The sequence below is a fragment of the Arenimonas soli genome (genome assembly GCF_014643775.1).
GTDB lineage: Bacteria > Pseudomonadota > Gammaproteobacteria > Xanthomonadales > Xanthomonadaceae > Arenimonas > Arenimonas soli.
The window spans coordinates 648,401-669,221 of record NZ_BMKC01000001.1; the positions used below are offsets into that span (position 1 = coordinate 648,401).

Consider the following 20,821-nt stretch of genomic DNA (forward strand, 5'->3'; position numbering starts at 1 on the left):
CAGGGCCCGCCGGGGGCTCAGGCCGGCCAGAGCCACCCTGCCGCCAGCAGCAGCACCGCCAGGATCGCCAGCACCAGCCCCGCCACCGGCACCAGCATCAGCGCCGGCAACGCCATCACGGCCAGCGCCAGCGCCCAGGCCTGGGGGTCGGCCAGCGGCTGGCGCGGCGTGGTGCCGCTGCCCGCGGCCAGCAGCGCGTCGAGGCTGAAGCGGCCGGCGCCGTGGAAAACCAGCGGCAGCAACATGGCCATGAACAGCAGCGGCAGCTTGAAGTTGCCAAAGCCCTTGTCGGTGATCGCATAGCCGCGCCAGAGCTCGGACAGGCTGCCCCAGTCGGCGGGCCAGTGCACCGACACCGTCGCCACCGCCGTCAGCACCAGCAGCGTGAAAGCAAAAAAACGCGTGCCCAGGCCCAGCAGCAGTGCCACGGCACCCAGCAGTTCGGCCCAGGTCGCCAGGGTCCAGCTCAGGTCCACGGGCGCCAGGTTGAAGGGCGCCGGGAACTTGTCCTGGATGCCGGCGAACCAGTTGTCGCCGCGCAGCTTCTGCATGCCCGCTTCCCAGAATTCCCAGGCCAGCAGCAGGCGAAGGCCAAGTGGCGCCAGCCATCGGCCGGTGCCTTCCAGGCGTTCGGTGAGCGCCAGCCAGCGCGTGGTGGAATCGTGGGCCATCAGCGGGTCTCCGGATCGGGGTGGGTGCCCAGCAGCACGCCGTCGCGGCGAAGCTGGTCGAACATGCGGCGGCCGTCGGCGACGAAGGCGGCCACGTCGGGCGCGGACGCTTCGGCGGCCAGGGCTTCGAGCTGGGCGCGGCCGGCCAGGCCGGGCTGTTCGGACAGGCGCTGCAGCAGGCGGAAGGTGAGCGGGCTGAGCGAATGGAAATGCACGCGCAGGTCGGCGCCGCGGCGCACCAGCAGCAGGGTCGGGGCGCCCGGCGCTTCGGTGGGCTGGTAGTCCGGCGCCAGGCGGTGCACCGGCCAGGCATAGGCCAGCGGCCAGGCCAGGGGCGAGGGCACGGGCACGCCGGCCAGCAGGTCGCCGTCGGGGTCGTGCGGGGTTTGCCCGTCGCTGGCTTCGCTCAGGTCCAGCGCCAGCTCCACCCATTCGTAGTGCGCCAGCTCGACCAGCCAGGGCGGGTCGGCATCGTCCGGATCCTCGCGCTCCTGCAGGTACTGGATGAATTCGCGCGGCAGCTCCGGGAACAGCGGCGTGCTGCAGCGGTGGTCGCGATAGAAGTCACGCACCAGCGCGTGCCAGCGGTCGTCGGCCAGCAGCCTGCGGATCACCGGGAAGTTGGCGGCCAGCAGGCCCTGCAAACTGTTGTAGAACAGTTCGCGGTAAACCTTCAGCCGCCGGTCCTCGATGCCGGGCGGCGGGGCCTGGTGCTCGGGGTCGCGCACGTGCGCGGCCAGGCGCGCCTGCTGTTCGCGCAGGCGGTCAGGCGCGGGCATGGCGGTCCGCGGACGCGGCGTGCTGGTCCAGAACGGCACGCACCTGGCCCAGTTCGGCCACCAGGTCGGCGTAGGGCGGGATGTTGAAATCGCGCTCGAGCAGGGTCGGCCGCGGACCGAAGCGCCGGCAGGCGTCGTCGAGCAGCGCGAACACGTCGGGTTTCACCGGCGCGCCGTGGGTGTCGACCTTCAGGTCGTCGGCCTCGTCGTAGTGGCCGGCGATATGGAAATAGGCGATGCGTTCGCCGGGCAGTTTGCCCAGGAAGTCGCGCGCGTCGTAGCGGTGGTTGATGGCGTTGACGTAGATGTTGTTGACGTCCAGCAGCAGGTCGCAGTCGGCCTCGGCCAGCACCGCATTGATGAATTCGATCTCGGGCATCGCCTGGTAGGGCGCGGCGTAATACGAGATGTTCTCCACCGCGATGCGCCGGCCCAGGGCTTCCTGCACCTGGCGGATGCGCCCGGCGACGTGCCGGACCGCTTCTTCGGTGAACGGAATCGGCAGCAGGTCGTAGAGCTGGCCCTGGTCGCTGCAGTAGCTCAGGTGTTCACTGAAGATCGGCACCCGGTGTTCGTCCAGGAACCGCCGCAGCTTGCGCAGGTAGGTGTCGTCGAAGGGGTCGGTGGAACCCAGCGATAGCGACAGCCCGTGGCAGACCAGCGGGTGCCGGGAACTCAGGTCGCGCAGGGCGGCGCCGAAGCGCCCGCCCACGCCGATCCAGTTGTCCGGCGCACATTCCAGGAAATCAAAATCACCCGGCGCCGCTGCCTGCAGCGGACCCAGCAGGGTCCGCCGCAGGCCGAGGCCCGCAGCCGTTCGAGGGAGCGTGCGCGCGGACATCACCGGACGATCAGGCGTTGCCGCCGCACTTGCCTTCTTCGGCCTTGTCGGAGCCGCACTTGCCTTCGCCGCACTTGCCTTCCTCGGCCTTCTCGCCGGCCTTGTCGGAACCGCACTTGCCCTCGCCACACTTGCCTTCGCCGCACTTGCCTTCTTCGGCCTTGTCGGAACCGCACTTGCCTTCGCCGCACTTGCCTTCCTCGGCCTTGTCGGAGCCGCACTTGCCTTCGCCGCACTTGCCTTCTTCGGCCTTGTCGGAACCGCACTTGCCTTCGCCACACTTGCCTTCTTCGCCCTTGTGGTCGCTGGCGGAAAGCAGGTAACCCTGCGCCAGGGAATCCATGGCGAAGGCGGAAGTGGACAGGGCCATCGAACCGAGCAGCGCGGCGCTGGCGGCGAGGACGACGGGTTTCAGGGTCTTCTTGGACATGGTGTGGCTCCCTCTTGGGTTGCTTGCAGTGATGCGGGCGGACCCGCGGGTTTAATCCTGAAGGTATTCGCGCGCCAGTGCACGCGCCCGGTGCAGGCGCGCCTTGGTGGCTTCGCGGGTCAGGGCCAGGGTGTCGGCCAGTTCGCCGATGGTCAGTCCCTGCACGTCGCGCAGCAGGATGATTTCGCGGTAGTGCGGCGGCAGCGACTCCAGCGCCGCCGCCAGGTCGCGCGCCAGCCCGGCCGGCGCCTGCGCGCAGGGGCCGGCGATGTCTTCGGTGATCTCTTCCTGCCGCAGGCTGCGCCAGCCGCGTTTCATGCGGTTGCATTCGCGCTTGACGATGCGGAACAGCCAGGACGTGAAGGATTCGAGCTGGCGCAGGTCGGCCAGCTTGCGTGAAGCGGTGAACAGCGACTCCTGCACGGCGTCCTCGACGTCGTTCACCACGCAGTGGTGTTCGGCGTAGCGCCGCAGGTCCTGGCGCGAACGGGCCAGCACCCGCTCCAGGGCCAGGCAGTCGCCGGCGCGGGCCGCGTGCAGGTCGTCCTGCCAGGGCTTTGCGGCGGCGGGGGTCGGCGGGCTGGGGCACATTGCTGTGGTCATACCCCTGAAGTGGCTAGCCGCAGGTGAAAGGATGCGCGGGGAGGTCGATCTGTTCAGGCGCCGTTTATTTTATCGTCGCCGGCGCGGCGCGCTCGTGCCGCGGCAGGCCCAGGGAAACCAGGGCCGCCACCAGCACGAAGGCCGCCGAGATGGCCAGGCAGGCCGCCAGGCCCCAGGCCTGGTAAACCGCGCCCGACAGCACCGTTCCCAGCAGGCGGCCGCCGGCATTGGCCATGTAATAGAAGCCCACGTCCAGGGAGACGCCGTCTTCGCGGGCATAGCTGACGATCAGGTAGCTGTGCAGGGCCGAGTTCAGCGCGAACAGCACGCCGAATACCAGCAGGCCGGTCACCAGCACCGTCTGGGCCGGCCAGCCGGCCCATAGCGCCGCCGCCATGCCCGCGGCCAGGGCGGCCAGGGGCAGGGCCCAGCCGAAGGCGGCGCGGCCGTCGGGCACCGGCCCCCGGCGCAGGCCGGTGATGGCCGGGGCCAGGGCCTGCACGCCGCCATAGCCGATGATCCATAGCGCCATGAAGCCGCCGACCTGCGCGTGCGGCCAGCCCAGGACCTCGGCCAGGAACACCGGCAGCGCGACCACGAACCAGACGTCGCGGGCCCCGAACAGGAACAGCCGCGCCGCCGACAGCCGGTTGATGGCCGGGCTCTTGGACAGCAGTTCCCGGAACTTCGGCTTGGCCTTGGCACGCCCCAGGTCGGCCTGCAGGAACAGCAGGCTGCCCACCCAGACCAGCGCCAGCGCCGCCGCCATGGCCAGCACCGCACCGGCAAAGCCCAGCCAGGCCAGCAGCAGTGCGCCGAGGAAGAAGCCCACGCCCTTGAGCGCGTTCTTCGAGCCGGTCAGCAGCGCCACCCAGCGGTAAAGGCGGGCCTGGTGGTCGCCGGGCACCAGCAGCTTGATGCTGCCCTTGGCGCTCATCTTGTTCAGGTCCTTGGCGATGCCGCTCAAGGCCTGCGCCGCCATCACCCAGGGAACGGCCAGCATCGCCGCGGGCACGGCCAGCATCGCCAGCGCACCGACCTGCAGCACCAGGCCCAGGTTCATCGTGCGGTTCAGGCCCAGGCGCGCGCCCAGCCAGCCGCCGACCAGGTTGGTGACAACACCGAAGATTTCGTAGAACACGAACAGCATCGCCACCTGCAGCGGGGAATAGCCCAACTGGTGGAAGTGCAGCACCACCAGCATGCGCAGCGCGCCGTCGGTGAGGGTGAAGGCCCAGTAGTTGGCCGTCACCAGCAGGTACTGGCGGGTCAGCGGGTTCATCCGCCGGCGCCGACCTTGCGGGCCAGTTCGACGGTGCGGTTGGCGTAGCCCCATTCGTTGTCGTACCAGGCGAAGACCTTCACCTGGGTGCCGGCCACGACCATCGTGAACGGGCCATCGACGATGCTGCTGCGCGGATCGGTGCGGTAGTCGATCGACACCAGCGGGCGGATTTCGAAGCCCAGGATGCCCTTCAGCGGTCCCTCGGCGGCGGCCTTGAGCAGCGCGTTCACTTCTTCGACCGTGGTTTCGCGCCTGACCTCGAACACCGCGTCGGTGAGCGAGGCATTGGCCAGCGGTACGCGCACGGCGTGGCCGTTCAGCCGGCCCTTGAGCTCCGGGAAGATTTCGGTGATGGCGGTGGCCGAACCGGTGGTGGTGGGGATCAGGCTCATGCCGCAGGCGCGGGCGCGGCGCAGGTCCTTGTGCGGCTGGTCGAGGATGGATTGGGTGTTGGTCAGGTCGTGCACGGTGGTGATGCTGCCGTGGCGGATGCCCAGGCCTTCGTGGATGACCTTCACGATGGGCGCCAGGCAGTTGGTGGTGCACGAGGCCGCGGTGACGATGCGGTGCACGGCCGGGTCGTAGAGGTGGTCGTTGACGCCCATCACCACGTTCAGCACGCCGGGCTCTTTTACCGGCGCGGTCACGACCACGCGCTTGACGCCCTGGTCGAGGTAGGCCTGCAGCGCGGCGGTGGTTTTCATCTTGCCGCTGGCTTCGATGACGACATCGCAGCCCGACCAGTCGGTGTCGGCGATGGCCTTGTTGCAGGTGACCGGGACGCGCTGGCCGTCGATCAGCATGGCCTCGCCCTCGGCCGTGGCCTCGTGCGACCAGCGGCCGTGCACGGAATCGAAGTTCAGCAGGTGGGCGAGGGTGGTCGCGTCGCCGGCCGGGTCGTTGACCTGCACGAACTGCAGGTCCTTGTCGCCGAACGCGGCGCGCAGCGCCAGGCGGCCGATGCGGCCGAATCCGTTGATGCCGATCTTCAGGGTCATGGGCAGTTTTTCCTGGGGGCGGGGGCGCAGCGGGCAGCGTCGCCGCCGCAGCAGTTTTCGGTGAGGTAGGCGACCAGGCCCTGCACGGTGTCCAGGTCGGCCCGGTAGCGGATGAAGCGCCCCTGCGGGTCGGGCACGATCAGGCCGGCCTGCTGCAAGGCCTTCAGGTGAAAGGAAAGCGTGGTGGCCGGCAGGTCCAGCTGTTCGGCGATCTCGCCGGCGAAGGCGCCTTCCGGCGCGCGTTCGACCAGCCAGCGGTGGATCGCCAGCCGGTGCGGCTGGGCCAGGGCGGACAGGGCAGCGAGGGCATCTGTTGTTTTCATTGTTCCAGAATAATGAAAGTATTTGACCGTTCCAAGTCAACGACATGCGCCTGTGCAGATGGAATCGCCGGGCCATGCCCAAGGGCGCGGACGGGACGGCTAGACTGCCCGCGCATGTCCTCCGGAATATTCACCACCTTCCTGCGCCTGGGGCTGACGTCCTTCGGGGGTCCGATCGCGCACCTGGGCTATTTCCGCGAAGAGTTCGTCGTGCGGCGGGGCTGGCTGTCGGAGGCCACGTTCGCCCAGTTGTTGGCCATCGCGCAGGCGCTGCCGGGGCCGGCCAGCAGCCAGCTGGGTTTTGCGGTGGGCCTGCTGCGCGGTGGCTGGGCCGGCGGCCTGCTGGCCTTCATCGGATTCACGCTGCCGTCGGCGCTGCTGCTGTTCGGGCTGGCCTTGCTGGCGCCGCGTCTTGAAGGGCCCATGGCGCTGGCGGTGCTGCATGGCCTGAAGGGAGTGGCGGTGGTCGTGGTGGCGCATGGCCTGGCCGGCATGATCCGCAGCCTGGTGCCGGACCTTCCGCGCGCGCTACTGGCCGGGCTTGCGCTGGTGGTGATGCTGGCCGGTGGACCCGCCTGGCGGCAGCTCGTGGTGATCCTGGCCGGTGCCATCCTGGGCCTGTGGCTGTGCCGGCGGGTGCCACGCCTTCCCGCGGGTGAACTGGCCGTCGGCTACGGCCGGCGGATGGCCTGGCTGCTGCTTGCCGTGTTCGCGCTGGGCCTTGTCCTGGCCCTTTCCGTCGCGGGTGGCCCGGCGTCGGCAGTGGCCTTGGCCGGCGCCTTCTACGAAGCCGGCGCACTGGTTTTCGGCGGCGGCCACGTCGTCTTGCCCCTGCTCGAGCAGTCGACGGTGGCGACGGGCTGGGTCGGGGAGCAGGACTTCCTGGCAGGCTACGGCGCGGCGCAGGCGGTGCCCGGGCCGATGTTCGCGCTGGCGGCCTACCTGGGCGCGATCGTGCCGACCGGGCAGGCGCCCCTGGCCGGCGCCACGATTGCCTTGCTCGCGATTTTCCTTCCGGGTCTGCTGCTGATGGCGGCTCTTTTGCCGCTCTGGTCCGGCCTGGCGCGCCGGTCGTGGGCGCCTCCCGCCATCGCCGGAATCAATGCCGCGGTGGTGGGACTGCTGGCGGCCGCCTTCCTGGGCATCGTGCTGCCGGCGGGGGTGCACGGTGGTGCCGATGCGGCCCTGGCCGTGCTGGGCCTGGCGCTGCTGGCGTCCGGGCGGGTCAACGTGCTGTGGGTGGTGGCTGCCCTCGTGGGCAGCCACGTCGTGCTTCAATTCCTGGCGGGCCCTGCGTGAATCGCGGGTGACCCGGCTGCGGCATGTGTTGTGTACCGCACGCTGGCAGGGCAGATGCGGCGTAGAGTCGAACCATGCGAGAGAAAACGTTTCCCATCGTCTGCGTGGGTGGCTCGGCAGGCGGCCTGAACGCCTATATCCGGCTGCTTACGAATCTTCCAGCCGACCTGGGCGCGGCGATCGTCATCGTCAACCACATGCGCAGCCTGCCGACCCGGCTGCATGAAATCCTGCCCAGCTACACGCGCATGCCGGTCGAACTGATCACCGACAGGCTGGACGTCGAGCCCAACCACGTCTACATCATCCCGGCCAATCGCGACCTGCATGTCGCCGACGGGGAATTCATCCTCAAGCCGATCTCCAAGCCCCGGGGCTGGCCAGACGTGATCACGGTGTTCCTGCGTTCCCTGACCCGCTGCTGGGACGGCAAGCTGGTCGCCGTCATCGTGTCCGGCTACGACGGCGACGGCGCCGACGCCCTGTGCGGCATCCAGCAGATCGGTGGCATCACCATCGCCCAGTCGCTGAACACGGCGAAACAGCCGGACATGCCCGAGAGCGCCATCGCCAGTGGCTGCATCGACCTGGTCCTGTCGCCCGAGGAAATCACGGTCGAGCTGGTGCGGATCGCGAGCGCGGAAGCCTAGCCCGGGTTTGCCAGCAGGCGGTGCATTTCCCGCCGGACCAGGGCGTAACACTCGCAGGCACTGGCCTCCAGGCCGGCCCGGTCGAGCACCGAAATATGGCCGCGGCGATAGCTGATCAACCCGGCGCGCTGCAGCTTCCCCGCGGCTTCGGTAATCGACTCGCGGCGAACGCCGAACATGCCGGCGACCATTTCCTGGGTCATCAGCAGTTCGCTTGAAGGCAGGCGGTCAAGCGTCATCAGCAGCCAGCGGCACAGCTGCTGTTCGATCGAGTGGTGCCGCGTGCAGACCACGGTCTGGCTGATCTGAACGATCAGCGCCTGGGTGTAGAGCAGCAGCAAGCGCTGCAGTTCGCCGGCCTCGCCGAACGCCTCCCGGAGCAGGCGGGCCTCGATCCTGTAGGCATGGCCCGCCGTCTGCACCACGGCCGAGGTCGTGGTGGAGTCGCCGCCCAGGAACAGCGGAACCGACACGATGCCTTCGTTGCCGACCCCCGCGACTTCGCAGGAGGCCCCGGAGCAGGTCAGGTAGTGCAGGGACACGATCGCGGTAGTGGGGAAATAGGCGAAATGCGAACGGGCATGGGGGCCATGAAGCGTTTCGCCCACCCTCAGCGGCACCAGCACCAGGTGTTCCGCCAGGGCGTCGAGTTCGGCCGCGGGCAGCGCCGCCAGCAGGCTGTTGCGCCCAAGGCTGCTCTTTGTGGCCAGGGGGCAGGGGGCGATCATCGCCGCTTGATGCCGTGCACGTGGCCATCGGCCAGGACCTCGACGCCCACGCCGCGGTAGCCGATGAAGGTGCAGGACCGGTTGAACATGGGTTCGCCGCTCACGCGGAACTGTTGCCGCGAACCATCGGCGTTGACCCGGTGCAGCAGGAAGTCCAGGAAGGGCTGTCGCGCGGAGATGGCGTCGAGCAAGGCCTTGCGCTCCGCCTCGTCCCACCCGTTGGCCGGCGCGGCGGCCGCGTCTGCGGCCAGGGGCTCGACCTGCAGGCCCAGCATTTCCAGCACCGGGCCCGAGACCTTGCCGAAGTGCCCCTGTTCGTCCTGCTCCCAGTACCAGTCGGTGGCCAGTTCGGTGAGGCTTCGGAAGCGAGCCTCGCTTTCGCGCAGTTCGGCCGTGCGCTCCTGCACTTTCTCCTCGAGATCCCGGTTGAGGTCCTCGAGTTTCCTGTACAGAAGCCGGACCTCGAGCATGTTGCGGATGCGTGTCCTGGCTTCGACCAGGTCGAAGGGTTTGCTTATGAAATCCCTGGCGCCGCACTCGAGGGCGCGCAGCTTGTGGCCGGGCTGGGCCGTGACCACCAGCACCGGCAGGTAGTCGTCGGCATCGTTGGTCTTGAGTGCTTCCATGACCTGGAAGCCGTCCATGCGCGGCATCTGAAGGTCGAGCAGGATCAGGTCGTAGGGGTGCCTGCGATGCAGGGCGCAGACCTCCTGCGGATTGGTGGTCGATTCCACGTGCGTGTAGCCGGCGTCACCCAGCAGCTGGCTGAGCAGGGCGATGTTGTCCTCCTGGTCGTCCACGAGCAGGACGCGGGCGGCGAGGATGTCGGATTCCGAAACCTTCATGGCCGTTCCTTTCCGGTTGTGCGACCCGCCGCGGCGCTGTCGAAAGCCAGCGCCTTGTCCAGCGTGTCCATGAATTCATCCACCTTGATCGGCTTAGTGACGTAGGCGAAAAATCCGGCCTGCAGGCCGCGCTCGATGTTGTCGGCGCTGGCGTCGGCGCTCAGGGCCACCACCGGGATCCGCGCCGTGGCCGGGTCCCCGGCCAGCACGTTCATGGTTTGAGTGCCATCGATGCCGGGCAGGTTGAGGTCCATCAGGATGACGTCGGGGAGGTTGGCGCGCGCGAGCAGGATGCCTGCGTCGCCGTCGGTCGCCGTCAGCAGCCGGATGTCAGGCCGTCGCGCGATGATGGCCTCCACCAGGGCCAGGTTCGCCGGGTTGTCTTCCACGTACAGCAGCTTGCGCAGTGGTGCGTAGACGCGTCCATGCATCGCGCGCGCGGACTCGTCCTGGGCAGGAACTGCGTTGCCGGGCGCGCCGGTCGCCGGGTTCAGTTCAAGCCAGAACACGCTGCCTTCGCCGACCGTGCTTTGCACGCCGATGGCGCCGCCCATCATTTCAACGATGAGTTTGGACACCATCAGGCCGATGCCGGTGCCCTGTTCGCGGCCGGCTTCCTTCCCGAGGCGATTGAAGGGCTGGAAGAGCTGGCCGATCTGGTCGGCGGACAGGCCCTGGCCGGTGTCGGTAACGCTGATGCGAACCCGGCCGTCCTCGGCCACCAGCCAGTCCACCTGCACCGACCCCTCGGGACGGTTGTACTTGATGGCGTTCGAGAGAAGGTTGTTCAGCACCTGCTTGACCCGCTTGCGGTCGGCGTGCACCGGCAGCGGGGCGGGGTCAACGGGGAAACGCATGCGAATCCCGCGGGTCTGCGCCTGTTGTTCCACCATGGCCTGGCATTCGCGCATGACTTCGTCCAGGGACACCGAATCCATGGCCAGCGACGGCCGCCCCGATTCGATCACCGCCAGGTCCAGGATTTCGTCGACCAGCGCCAGCAGGTACCAGCCCGCCTTGAGGATGTAGTCGACGTTGCGTTCCTGGACAGGCGTCGGCGACGGTGAGCCGGACTTGATCAGTTGTGCGAAACCCAGCACCGCATTGAGCGGCGTACGGAGTTCATGGCTCATGTTGGACAGGAACTCCGATTTGGCCCGGTTGGCCTTGTCCGCCACGGCCTTCGCCTCGCGAAGCCTGATCTCAACCTGCATGCGCTCGGTGATGTCGTTGGACACGATGGCGACCTTGCGGCTTTCCGGCCCGCCCAGGCGTGAGGCATGCACGTCGAACCAGTGGCCACCGGGCTCCCGGGGCTCGTCCACCATGCGGACCGGTTCACCGGTCAGCGCCACCTCGCCGTAGATCTCGCACCAGCGCTCCGCCATGCCGGGGTCGAGTTCACGGATCCGCTTGCCCGTTGCCCGGAGCAGGCCGGACTGCTTCTCGAAGCTGGGGTTGGTCTGCAGGAACTGGTAATCGACCGGGTTGCCCTGCCGGTCGAAGACCATCTCGATGATGCAGAACCCCTCGTCGATGGACGTGAACAGCTTGTGGTAGTTCTCGCCGCTTTCGATCAGGGCCTGTTCGGCCACCTTTCGGGCGGTGATGTCGCTGAAGACTTCCCGCAGCTCGGTTTCACCCTCCAGGTTGACCGAGGTGGTGGCCGACCATTGCACCCACAGCGAGCGGCCGTCCCTGCGGACCATCCGGAATTCGCAGGACTGGGATTCGCCGCTGCCGAGCAGCTTCCTGCTTTGCAGGTAGTAGCGGTCGGCGTCCAGCTCATGGATGAACTGGCTCCAGCGACGACCCAGCAGTTCGCTGCGGGTCGTTCCCAGAAGGCTGGCGGCCGTGAGGTTGGCATGGATCACCTGGCCCTGCCTGCTGACGGTGCAGTAGCCCACCGGGGCCAGGTCGTAGAGGTCGAAATAGCGGGCGCGTTCGAAGTCCAGGGCCACGTGGGCATCGCGAAGCTCCTCGTTCTGCATCTCCAGTTCGATCTGGTGGACCTGCAGTTCGTGCAGCACCTTCCGGGCTTCTTCCTGGCTAAGCGAGTCGATGTCGGCCAGCATGGGAGCCGGTGTGTTGAGCAGGCGCGCCTCCGCCTGCCGCCGCAGAGCCTGTGGCGATATCGCGGTCACGGCGCCGTCCTTCGCGGGCGGGCCTTGTGGGCCGGCGTGCTTGCGCTTGTTGGTCACCGTGCTTCCCCAGCCATGGTCCGTTCCGTGGTTGCGATGGCGTAGATCTCGCCGGACTCATCCAGCAGGGCGGTGGAGACGATGGAGACGCTCATCACCGACCCCTTCTTGTTGAGGCGCTCGGTCAGGTAGGGTTCGATCACCTCGGATTGGCTGAGCTGCCGCAGGGTGGCCAGGGCCTTGTCACGCAGGGGCTCCGGAATGCGCTGCCTCACGTTCATCTGCAGCGCCTCGGCTTCGGTCCAGCCGTACATGCGTTCGGCACCGGGGTTCCAGGCCAGGGTGCGGCCGCTGAGGTCCTGCACCGTGATCGCATCGTGTGCGTCGCGCACGACCACGGCCAGGCGCAGGTGCTCGTTCGCCTTGTGCAGCTGCTCCCGGATCTGCACCGCTTCGGTGATGTCGATGAACGAAATGACCGCGCCTTCGATCACGTTGTCGAGGGTGCGATAGGGCAGGATCCGCATCGTGTGCCATTTGCCGTTGGTGGTGCGCACGTCCACCGCCTTGGGTGTCAGCGAGTCCAGCACTTCGCGCACGTCCGCCGACAGGCTGTCGTAGCCGACCATGTTCGACACGATGTGGCTGACCGGCCTGCCGATGTCGCCCTGTATCAGGTTGATGATGGCGCTGGCGGCCGGGGTGAAACGCAGGATGCGCAGGTCGTGGTCCACGAACACGGTGCCGATGCCGGTGCCGGCCAGCAGGTTGTTCATGTCGTTGTTGGCCCGCGACAGGTCGGCAACCTTGGTCTGCAGCTCGATGTTGACGGTGTTCAGTTCTTCGTTGACCGACTGCAGCTCTTCCTTCGAGGTCTCCATTTCCTCGTTGGTGGACTGAAGTTCTTCGTTCACCGACTGCATTTCCTCGATCGAGGACTTCAGCTCCTGGGTCGAGATGTCCAGTTCCTCCTGGGCGCTTCGAAGGGCTTCGTCCTTGCTGCGCAGCTCGGCCAGGAGTTCCGAGATGCGAATTTCGGCATCGGTCTCCGTTTCCGGGGTGCCGGCCGTGCCTGGCGTGCCCGGCTGCGCGGCCGCCTGCGTCGGGGCTTCCGGCTCCGGCGCGTCTTCCAGGATGGCCAGGTAGAGACAGGCCCCCGTTGGCACGGGAACCGGGCAAACCGTCAGGTCGGTGAAAGTGAAGTGCCCGTTCGTTTTCACCCGCAGGCCGGGGCAGCGCACGGTTTCCCGGTTGCTGGCCGACTTCTTCAGTGCCTTGGCGAGTTCGCGCCGCAGGCCTTCCCGGGCCATCTTCAGGATGTTGCTGGTGCCGGGTTCGCCGGGAGCCGGTTCCAGGAACATGCCCGTGCGGCCGTACAGGTAATAGATGTCGCCCTGTTCATTGACCAGTGCGCTGGTGGGGGCGAGCTGGCGCAGCAGCGCCTGCTCGGTGAGCTCGCGCATGGGCAGCTTGGCCGGACTGGCTGGCCGCTGGCCACCGGCCCTGGGCGCGGGCATCGGCTCCATCGCCGCCATCGGCGGCAGCAGCCGGCCCACCCCGCCGCGCTCCCTGGTCGGCGCGAAGTGCTTGCGCTGGTAGATCTTTGCCTTGCGATCGAGCACGGCGAAGGATTCGCTGAACTCACCCACGCCTTCGGACGTGCCCAGGAAAAGCACGCCGCCAGGCTGCAGGGCGTAGTGGAACAGCGGGATGATCTTCTTCTGCAGCGATACGTTCAGGTAGATCAGCACGTTGCGGCAGGTGAGGAGGTCGAGACGGGAGAACGGCGGGTCCTTGATGATGTCGTGTTCGGAGAACACCAGCATGTCCCGCAGGCTCTTGTGCACCCGGTAGGTGCTGCCGTCGGCGTCGGCGCTGAAGTGCCTGGCCAGCCGTTCGGGGCTGATGTCGGCGGCGATGCTGGCCGGGTAAATGCCGGCCCGGGCCGTGGCGATGGCGCGGCTGTCGATGTCGGTGGCGAAGATCTGCACGGCGTAGTGCTGTTTCAGCCTTTCCATGCATTCGCGCAGCAGGATGGCGATCGAATAGGCCTCTTCACCGGTGGAACAGCCGGCGCACCAGACGCGGATGGCCGAGCCCACCGGCTTGTTGGCGAACAGCTTGGGCAGGACGTGTTCTTCAAGCACCTTGAAGGCGTCGGGGTCGCGGAAGAAATTGGTGACGCCAATCAGCAGGTCGCGGAACAGCGCCTCGACTTCGGCTGGCGTCTGCTGCAGGAACCTCACGTAACTCTCCAGCAGGTCGATCTGGTGCACGGCCATGCGCCGTTCGACGCGGCGGTTGATGGTGCTGGGCTTGTACTGGGAAAAGTCGTGCCCGGTCTGGGACCGGAGCAGGACGAATATCTTCTTGAGCGTGGTTTCGGCCAGGGGTGTTTCAACCGCGGCCGGAACCCGCGTTTGGCCGAAGGCATGTTTGGCGAAGGCAGCCAGGCGGGCGGGCATCTCGGCCGGGGGCAGCTGGTAGTCCACCAGGCCGGTGGCAATGGCGCTGAGCGGCATGCCGTCGAACTCGGTGGAGTCCGGGCTTTGCACCATGACCATGCCGCCGCTGCCCTTGATGGCGCGCACGCCCTGGGAGCCATCGCTGCCGGTGCCCGAGAGAACGATGCCAATCGCGCGCTGGCCCAGGTCCTGGGCGAGGGACCGGAAGAAGAAATCGATCGGCAGCCGCTGGCCACGCGGGGACGAAGGTTCAAGCAGCTGAAGCGTTCCGTTCAGGAACGCCATGTCGTGGTTGGGCGGAATGATGTAAACGCAGTCGGGCTGCACCACCATGCCGTCATCGACCTCGAAGACCTGCATGGGTGTGTAGCGCCGGATCAGGTCGGTGAGCAGGCTCTTGTGGTCGGGGGCCAGGTGCTGGACCAGCACGAAGGCCATGCCCGGCTCCCCGCCCGCGGGCATGCCGGAAAAGAAGGCCTCGAACGCCGCCAGCCCGCCCGCCGACGCACCGATGCCGACCACCGGGAAAGCCGCATCGGGAGGCGATTCCGGGCTGTCCGCCGTGGCGGCCGCACCGACCCCGGCCGCGATGGACACGGGGCGCTTGTTCTTGCTGGTCTTGCCGGTGGCCATGCTTCCATCCCGGCAGCTGAAAGAGTGCCTTTGGGACAGGTTACACCTTGCCGGCCCGGCTGCATCTTGGCTTGGGAGGAGATGGAAATCCCGCGAAAGCGCAGGTCGCTTACCTGGAGACATCCTCCAGGAACCGGACGAGGGCGTCCCATTCCGCCTCGGTCGTGAGCGCGGAGTCGTGGTCGGCGCCTTCCTGCACTCTCAGGCGTGGCGGACGCGGCAATGAAGCGACGAGCCGCCGGGTGCTGGCCGCGGGGATGACACGGTCATTGGCGGCCTGAAGCACCATCACGGGGCCATTGAACTCGGCCAGGTGGCGCGCCGAGTCGTAGCGATCACGCGCCAGCGCATCTTCGAACAGCAGGGATTCACGCGGCGCGCCGTCGCTGGCCCCGTAACCGCGATAGGCCAGCAGGTAGATGCTTCAGCATCGTCTTGCGCATCCGGGTCACCGATGGGTATCGACCATGTCGCCGCTCTGGAGGCTGCGCGGCGCCTCGCTGAACGGCAATTCGATGTTGCTGAAGGCTACGGGCAGGCCGGCGCATTGCAAAGGATCGGGGCCATCGCAGAGGTGGAAGTGCAGGTGTGGCTCAGTGGAGTTGCCCGACCCGCCGAGAAGGCCGATGGCCTGTCCCGATTGCACGCGGTCCCCCACGGCCACTTTCAGGCTGCCCGGCGACAGGTGTGCGTAAACCGAGTAGACGCCCTCGGCGTGGCGGATAACAAGATGATTGCCCGAGATCTGGTCCAGGCCGCCGGCGAGCAGTTGCGCCTGGCTCTCGTGCAGGCGCCCAATGTAGTCCGGAAGGGCTTCACCGGGAGCTCGCAACATCGCCACGTTGTCGGCGATACCGTCCACCGCCTTCACCACTTCGCCATCCGCGCTGGCCAGCACGGTGGCCCCGTAGGCGTGGTAATCCTGCATGCGGCTGCCATCGCCGCGGTATGTCAGTCCGCCTTCGCCCAGGCGGGAAATGTCCAGCGCGAACTCCTGCGGCACCACCCAGCGGTGATGGCCGTGGGCACTGGCCGCGGCCCCGACGAACCAGCGTCCTTCCAAGGGGAAACGGAATTCGCCGGGGGCCTGCCCGTTCCGGATCGGCAGTTCGCGGACACTCGGCGTCGGGTCGCCCTGGGTCGTTATCACCACCCGCAGGGTGTCTCCGGGCCCCCGGTAGGCAACGAACTGCTGCGGCAGCATCAGCGCCTCGCCCGGTGCGAGCGTCGCCGTCGCCGCCAGGGGCGTACCGGTGCCCAACAGGTGTTCCGGCGCAAACTGGAAGGCCAGCGCATCCAGCATGCCTGCCTGCGACATGGCCTGGCCCTGGGCCGCCATCCTCGCCAATTCGGGCGCACCCAGGCGCACGCTGGACAGGACCTGGCCCTGGCGCAGGGCCTGCACCTCGACGCCCTGCACGGTGACCGGATGATCTTCGCGATTGACCAAGGCGGTGTTCTGCACCAGTACGCCGTTGAGGCTGCGGGCGTCCTCAAGCGGATAAGACCAGACGGCAGCGGACGGGTGAAAGCGGATGTCCAGGTCGGTGGCAACCGCGGCGGCCGATGGCAGCAGCGCGGCGAGCGCAAGGGCGAGCAATTTCGGGGGCAGGTTCATGGTGGGACTCCGGGGGTGCATGGGGCGGCCAGCCAGCTTGTGGGCCGTCGCTCAGGTTTGGATGGACTTGCGCCCACGCTTCATAGGCGGGGCAGGTCTGCGAGGGAGGTCCGACGGGGACAGCAGGAACTGCAGGGCATACATGCGGTTGCGGGCGGGACTGCGTGCCGACGAAAGCAGCGCGCCCGCTTCTTCCAGCAGTTGGTTGAGCCGGCGCAGCTCCGAAGGTGTCACCCAACCCACGGCGCGACCGGCCCAGAGCTCACGCAACTCACCGTCGAGCACGCAGTCGGGGTCGGCGATGGCGCGGTCGAAATCGCGGCGGGCGCCGCGCAGCATCGAGGCCACCAGGTCCCGCAGAGGTTTGGTTGCGGTGGGCTTGCCGCTGCGGTACCGCAGCTTCAGCCGACTGGCCGGCTCGGGCGTGGAATAAAGCTTCTCGACATGCCGGCCGCGCTGTCGGCTGCCGACCGTCACCAGAAGGCCGGCGCGTTCAAGCGCACGTACATGGTAATAGAGCGCGTCCGCAGGTCGCTGCAACTGCGCTGCCAGTTCGGGTATCGATGCCTGGCCCAGTGCCTGCACCAGGTCGACCAGTTCCTGTCGCAGCGTGGAGGCAAGTGCCCGCAGCTGGCGTGGCGTTTCGACGGCGGTGTACGCCGGTGGGTCCTTGGGTTTTCGGAAGGTCGCCATGGGTGAAATATCATGGAAAATTTCACCCGTTGGAATAGGCCGGAAGACAGGGGGCCGATCGCCTCCCGGCGATCAGGCTTCTGCGGGGTCGTCCTTGTAGGCGTCGACCGGGATGCAGGCGCACATCACGTTCTTGTCGCCGTAGACGTTGTCCACGCGCGCCACCGGCGGCCAGTACTTCTGCTGGCGCAGGCTGGCCAGCGGGAAGGCGGCCAGTTCACGCGGGTAGGCATGGGTCCACTCGCTGGCGGTCACCGCGGTGGCGGTGTGCGGGGCGTTGCGCAGCGGGTTGTCGTCGCGGTCGAGCTTGCCTTCCTCGACGGCGCGGATCTCGTCGCGGATCTGGATCATCGCGTCGATGAAGCGGTCGAGTTCGTGCAGGGATTCGCTTTCGGTCGGTTCGACCATCAGCGTGCCGGCGACCGGGAAGCTCAGCGTCGGCGCGTGGAAGCCGAAATCGATAAGGCGCTTGGCCACGTCCTCGGCGCTGATGCCGGTGCTGTCCTTGAGCGGGCGCAGGTCCAGGATGCATTCGTGGGCCACCAGGCCGTTGCGGCCGGTGTAGAGCGTCTTGTAGTGCGGCGCCAGGCGGCGGGCGATGTAGTTGGCGTTGAGCAGGGCGACCTGGGTCGCCTTGCGCAGCCCCGCGGCGCCCATCAGCGTGATGTACATCCAGCTGATCGGCAGGATCGAGGCGCTGCCGAACGTGGCGGCGCTGACCATGCCGACGTCGCCGCGGCCGCCCAGGGCCTTGGGCAGGAAGGGCGCCAGGTGCGCCTTCACCGCGCAGGGGCCGACGCCCGGGCCGCCGCCGCCGTGCGGGATGCAGAAGGTCTTGTGCAGGTTCAGGTGGCTGACGTCCGAACCCCACTTGCCGGGCTTGGCCAGGCCGACCAGCGCGTTCATGTTGGCACCGTCGGTGTAGACCTGGCCGCCGTGCTGGTGCACGACTTCGCAGATTTCGACCACGTCTTCCTCGAACACGCCGTGGGTGGACGGGTAGGTGATCATCAGCGCCGCCAGGCGGTCGGAATATTTCTCGGCGTTGCGGCGGATGTCGGCCAGGTCGACGTTGCCGTTGGCATCGCACTTGGTCACCACCACGGTCATGCCGCACATCTGCGCCGAGGCCGGGTTGGTGCCGTGCGCCGATTCCGGGATCAGGCAGATGTCGCGTTCGGGCTGGCCGTTGGCGCGGTGGTAGGCGCGGATCGCCAGCAGGCCGGCGTATTCGCCCTGGGCACCGGAATTGGGCTGCAGGCTGACGGCGTCGTAGCCGGTGCACTCGACCAGCATCGCTTCCAGGGTGTCCACCAGTTCGCGGTAGCCGCCGGTCTGGTCGGCCGGCGCCAGCGGATGGATGTTGGCGAACTCCGGCCAGGTCACCGGAATCATCTCGGCGGTGCCGTTGAGCTTCATCGTGCAGCTGCCCAGCGGGATCATGGTGCGATCCATGGCCAGGTCCTTGTCGGCCAGCGAACGCATGTAGCGCAGCAGCTCGTGTTCGCTGTGGTGGGTGTTGAACACCGGGTGGATCATGAAGTCGGACTCGCGGCGCAGCGGCGCCGGCAGGGCGTCGGCGGTGGTGGCGTCGAGTTCGTCGATGTCTTCGATGCGGGCGCCGAACAGCTTGGCCAGGGCCAGCACGTCGGCGCGGGTGCTGGTTTCGTCCAGGCTGATCGCCAGGCTGCGGCCGTCGATGCGGCGCAGGTTGATGCGCGCGGCGGCGGCGCGGGCGTGCACGGCGTCGGCATCGACGCCGGTGACGTGCAGGGTGTCGAAGAAGCCGGTGCCCACTTCGACGTCGGCCTTGCGCAGCGCCGTGGCCAGCAGCGCGGCCAGGCGATGGGTGCGGGTGGCGATGCGGCGGATGCCATCGGGGCCGTGGTAGACGGCGTACATGGACGCCATCACGGCCAGCAGCACCTGGGCGGTGCAGATGTTGGACGTGGCCTTCTCGCGGCGGATGTGCTGTTCGCGGGTTTGCAGGGTGAGACGATAGGCGGCCTTGCCCTCGGCATCGATCGAAACGCCAATCAGGCGGCCCGGCATCGAGCGCTTGAAGGCGTCGCGGCAGGCCATGAAGGCCGCGTGCGGGCCGCCGAAGCCGAAGGGCACGCCAAACCGCTGGGTATTGCCGACCACGATGTCGGCGCCCCATTCGCCCGGCGGGGTGAGCAGGGCGAGGGCGAGCAGGTCGGTGGCCACGCAGACCAGGCCGCCGCGCGCGTGCACGGTCTCGGCCAGGGCCCGGTAGTCGTTGGCGTGGCCGTAGGTGTCGGGGTACTGCAGCAGCACGCCGAAGGCTTCGACGCCGGCCAGCTCGGCGTCGGCGGCGATGGCCAGTTCGATGCCCAGGGGTTCGGCGCGGGTGCGCAACACTTCCAGCGTCTGCGGGTGCACGCCGTTGGACACCGCGAATACGTTCGACTTGGACTTGCCCGAACGCTTGGCCAGGGTCATGGCCTCGGCGGCGGCGGTGGCTTCGTCGAGCAGGGAGGCGTTGGCGATCTCCATGCCGGTGAGGTCGGCGCACATGGTCTGGAAGTTGATCAGCGCTTCCATGCGGCCCTGGGATATCTCGGCCTGGTAGGGCGTGTAGGCGGTGTACCAGGCGGGGTTTTCCAGGATGTTGCGCAGGATCACGTGCGGCGTGTGGGTGCCGTAATAACCCTGGCCGATGAAGCTGCGGAAGACCTGGTTGCGGCTGGCGACGGCGCGGATCTTGGCGATCGCCTCGACCTCGGAAATCGCTTCGGGAAGTGCCAGCGGCGCGGCCGACTTGATGCTGCCGGGCACGATGGCGTCGGTCAGCGATTCAAGCGAATCGTGGCCGATGGTGCGCAGCATGTGCGCGATCTCGGCGTCGTTGGGGCCGATGTGGCGTTCGAGGAAGGCGTCGTGGTGCTCGAGCTGGCGCAGGCTGTCGCGATTCATGGTCGATCCGGACGAGGGAAGGGTCCGTGCATGCCGCACGGGGCGCCCCTCTGTCCTTTTGCCTGAGAGTTTTGGCCCGCATCTGAATGCGGCCATGCCCCTTCGGCGCCGGCTGGTTCCGGTCTCTCCAGAGTCGCTCGCGCGGTTGCGGTTCCGGGTCCTGAGCGATTACGGGCGTTACGCCTTCGGCGCTGGCCATGGCCAGCCTCTCCCGCTCCGCGCATCGAGCCCGGCCATTCTACCCGATGGCCGTGAAGGCGGGTTGTTGATCCCGGGGCTTGACCTGGTCCGGGCAGGGGAATATGGTTGGCACACGCAACTAAAGGGCCGCACCCCATGGCAAGCACCGCCAACACCAAGCTGATGCAGGACGCCCGCAGCCTCCAGGCCGCCGTGGCCGAACTGGTGCGCATCTACCAGGTCCGCGACCGCGACCGCATCTGCTGCCACGACATCTCGGTCACCCAGTGCCATGCCCTGGAAGTCCTGGTGGCACGCGGCCCGATGCGCGCCCAGGCCCTGGCCGAGGCCCTGAGGCTGGACAAGAGCACCGTCACCCGCGTGGTCGATGCCTTGGTGCGCAAGGCCTACGTCGAACGCCTGCCCGACCCCGATGACGCCCGCGCCCAGTCGTTGCGCATCACGCCTGCCGGTCGCGACCTGTTCAAGCGCATCGACGAAGAGCTGGTGCAGCAGCAGGCGGCCCTGCTGGGCGACCTGGCCCCCGAGGTGCGCGCCGGCGCCACCGAGCTGATCCAGCGCCTGGCCCGGGCCGCCGAACAACGTTTTGTTCCGGGCGCCTGCGCCCCGTCCCGCTGTGCCCCGGGCGAACCCGGCCCGGGCTGCGGCTGAGTTTTTTTGCCCGAATAGTTGTCTCTACCA

At 67.8% G+C, this 20,821-nt stretch carries 18 protein-coding genes and 1 riboswitch; of the genes, 3 read left to right on the forward strand and 15 right to left on the reverse strand.

All coding sequences use genetic code 11. The features are described 5' to 3' along the window. Nucleotides 1-17 precede the first annotated feature (17 nt). The 8 genes from IEX13_RS03060 to IEX13_RS03095 form a co-directional block, all read right to left on the reverse strand. Nucleotides 18-671 carry an HvfX family Cu-binding RiPP maturation protein gene (locus IEX13_RS03060; protein WP_188661172.1) on the reverse strand — a complete coding sequence of 218 codons (654 nt, stop codon included), beginning with the start codon at nucleotides 669-671 and terminating at the stop codon, nucleotides 18-20. After that, on the reverse strand, nucleotides 671-1,450 hold the full coding sequence (locus IEX13_RS03065; RefSeq protein ID WP_188661175.1) for an HvfC family RiPP maturation protein: 780 nt from the start codon (nucleotides 1,448-1,450) through the stop codon (nucleotides 671-673). The genes IEX13_RS03060 and IEX13_RS03065 overlap by 1 nt, the downstream gene beginning before the upstream one ends. Beyond that, nucleotides 1,437-2,291 (reverse strand): HvfB family MNIO-type RiPP peptide maturase, encoded by an 855-nt coding sequence (locus IEX13_RS03070; RefSeq protein WP_188661178.1) that lies wholly within the window; start codon nucleotides 2,289-2,291, stop codon nucleotides 1,437-1,439. Before IEX13_RS03070 ends, IEX13_RS03065 begins: the two co-directional genes overlap by 14 nt. Nucleotides 2,292-2,301: 10 nt before the next feature. After that, a complete protein-coding gene (locus IEX13_RS03075; RefSeq protein ID WP_188661181.1) occupies nucleotides 2,302-2,721 on the reverse strand; it encodes an HvfA family oxazolone/thioamide-modified RiPP metallophore in 420 nt (139 codons plus the stop codon). 51 nt (nucleotides 2,722-2,772) lie between these two features. After that, nucleotides 2,773-3,312: an RNA polymerase sigma factor gene (locus tag IEX13_RS03080; RefSeq protein WP_188661184.1), complete on the reverse strand. Its 540-nt coding sequence runs from the start codon at nucleotides 3,310-3,312 to the stop codon at nucleotides 2,773-2,775. A 76-nt stretch (nucleotides 3,313-3,388) separates the two neighbouring features. Continuing rightward, nucleotides 3,389-4,606: an organoarsenical effux MFS transporter ArsJ gene (arsJ, locus tag IEX13_RS03085; protein ID WP_188661187.1), complete on the reverse strand. Its 1,218-nt coding sequence runs from the start codon at nucleotides 4,604-4,606 to the stop codon at nucleotides 3,389-3,391. Beyond that, nucleotides 4,603-5,607 (reverse strand): ArsJ-associated glyceraldehyde-3-phosphate dehydrogenase, encoded by a 1,005-nt coding sequence (locus tag IEX13_RS03090; RefSeq protein WP_188661190.1) that lies wholly within the window; start codon nucleotides 5,605-5,607, stop codon nucleotides 4,603-4,605. The genes arsJ and IEX13_RS03090 overlap by 4 nt, the downstream gene beginning before the upstream one ends. Further along, the gene (locus IEX13_RS03095; protein WP_188661193.1) at nucleotides 5,604-5,930 is read right to left on the reverse strand and encodes an ArsR/SmtB family transcription factor; all 327 of its coding nucleotides are present in this window, start codon (nucleotides 5,928-5,930) and stop codon (nucleotides 5,604-5,606) included. The genes IEX13_RS03090 and IEX13_RS03095 overlap by 4 nt, the downstream gene beginning before the upstream one ends. Before the next feature lie 114 nt (nucleotides 5,931-6,044). Between IEX13_RS03095 and chrA the strand changes: the two genes are divergently transcribed. Both chrA and IEX13_RS03105 read left to right on the forward strand, forming a co-directional pair. After that, entirely contained in the window at nucleotides 6,045-7,229 is a 1,185-nt protein-coding gene (chrA, locus tag IEX13_RS03100) for a chromate efflux transporter (RefSeq protein WP_188661196.1), read from the forward strand. A gap of 74 nt (nucleotides 7,230-7,303) precedes the next feature. Then, on the forward strand, nucleotides 7,304-7,879 hold the full coding sequence (locus IEX13_RS03105; RefSeq protein WP_188661199.1) for a chemotaxis protein CheB: 576 nt from the start codon (nucleotides 7,304-7,306) through the stop codon (nucleotides 7,877-7,879). Here IEX13_RS03105 and IEX13_RS03110 read toward each other — a convergent pair. The 7 genes from IEX13_RS03110 to gcvP form a co-directional block, all read right to left on the reverse strand. Continuing rightward, the gene (locus IEX13_RS03110) at nucleotides 7,876-8,607 is read right to left on the reverse strand and encodes a Crp/Fnr family transcriptional regulator (protein WP_188661202.1); all 732 of its coding nucleotides are present in this window, start codon (nucleotides 8,605-8,607) and stop codon (nucleotides 7,876-7,878) included. The genes IEX13_RS03105 and IEX13_RS03110 overlap by 4 nt on opposite strands. After that, a complete protein-coding gene (locus IEX13_RS03115) occupies nucleotides 8,604-9,452 on the reverse strand; it encodes a response regulator (RefSeq protein WP_188661204.1) in 849 nt (282 codons plus the stop codon). Before IEX13_RS03115 ends, IEX13_RS03110 begins: the two co-directional genes overlap by 4 nt. Continuing rightward, nucleotides 9,449-11,527: a hybrid sensor histidine kinase/response regulator gene (locus IEX13_RS03120; protein ID WP_188661207.1), complete on the reverse strand. Its 2,079-nt coding sequence runs from the start codon at nucleotides 11,525-11,527 to the stop codon at nucleotides 9,449-9,451. The genes IEX13_RS03115 and IEX13_RS03120 overlap by 4 nt, the downstream gene beginning before the upstream one ends. Before the next feature lie 122 nt (nucleotides 11,528-11,649). After that, nucleotides 11,650-14,691 carry a CheR family methyltransferase gene (locus tag IEX13_RS03125; RefSeq protein ID WP_188661209.1) on the reverse strand — a complete coding sequence of 1,014 codons (3,042 nt, stop codon included), beginning with the start codon at nucleotides 14,689-14,691 and terminating at the stop codon, nucleotides 11,650-11,652. A 448-nt stretch (nucleotides 14,692-15,139) separates the two neighbouring features. Beyond that, nucleotides 15,140-16,309, reverse strand: coding sequence for a M23 family metallopeptidase (locus IEX13_RS03130; RefSeq protein ID WP_188661211.1), 1,170 nt, complete (start codon nucleotides 16,307-16,309; stop codon nucleotides 15,140-15,142). Nucleotides 16,310-16,360: 51 nt separating this feature from the next. Continuing rightward, nucleotides 16,361-17,002, reverse strand: coding sequence for a winged helix-turn-helix domain-containing protein (locus IEX13_RS03135; RefSeq protein ID WP_188661213.1), 642 nt, complete (start codon nucleotides 17,000-17,002; stop codon nucleotides 16,361-16,363). Nucleotides 17,003-17,074: 72 nt separating this feature from the next. Beyond that, a complete protein-coding gene (gcvP, locus tag IEX13_RS03140) occupies nucleotides 17,075-19,939 on the reverse strand; it encodes an aminomethyl-transferring glycine dehydrogenase (protein WP_188661215.1) in 2,865 nt (954 codons plus the stop codon). Nucleotides 19,940-19,979: 40 nt separating this feature from the next. Then, nucleotides 19,980-20,080: riboswitch (glycine riboswitch) on the reverse strand. Between the two features lie 195 nt (nucleotides 20,081-20,275). Here gcvP and IEX13_RS03145 point away from each other — a divergent pair. Next, on the forward strand, nucleotides 20,276-20,791 hold the full coding sequence (locus tag IEX13_RS03145) for a MarR family winged helix-turn-helix transcriptional regulator (RefSeq protein WP_188661218.1): 516 nt from the start codon (nucleotides 20,276-20,278) through the stop codon (nucleotides 20,789-20,791). The last annotated feature ends 30 nt before the right edge of the window (nucleotides 20,792-20,821 follow it).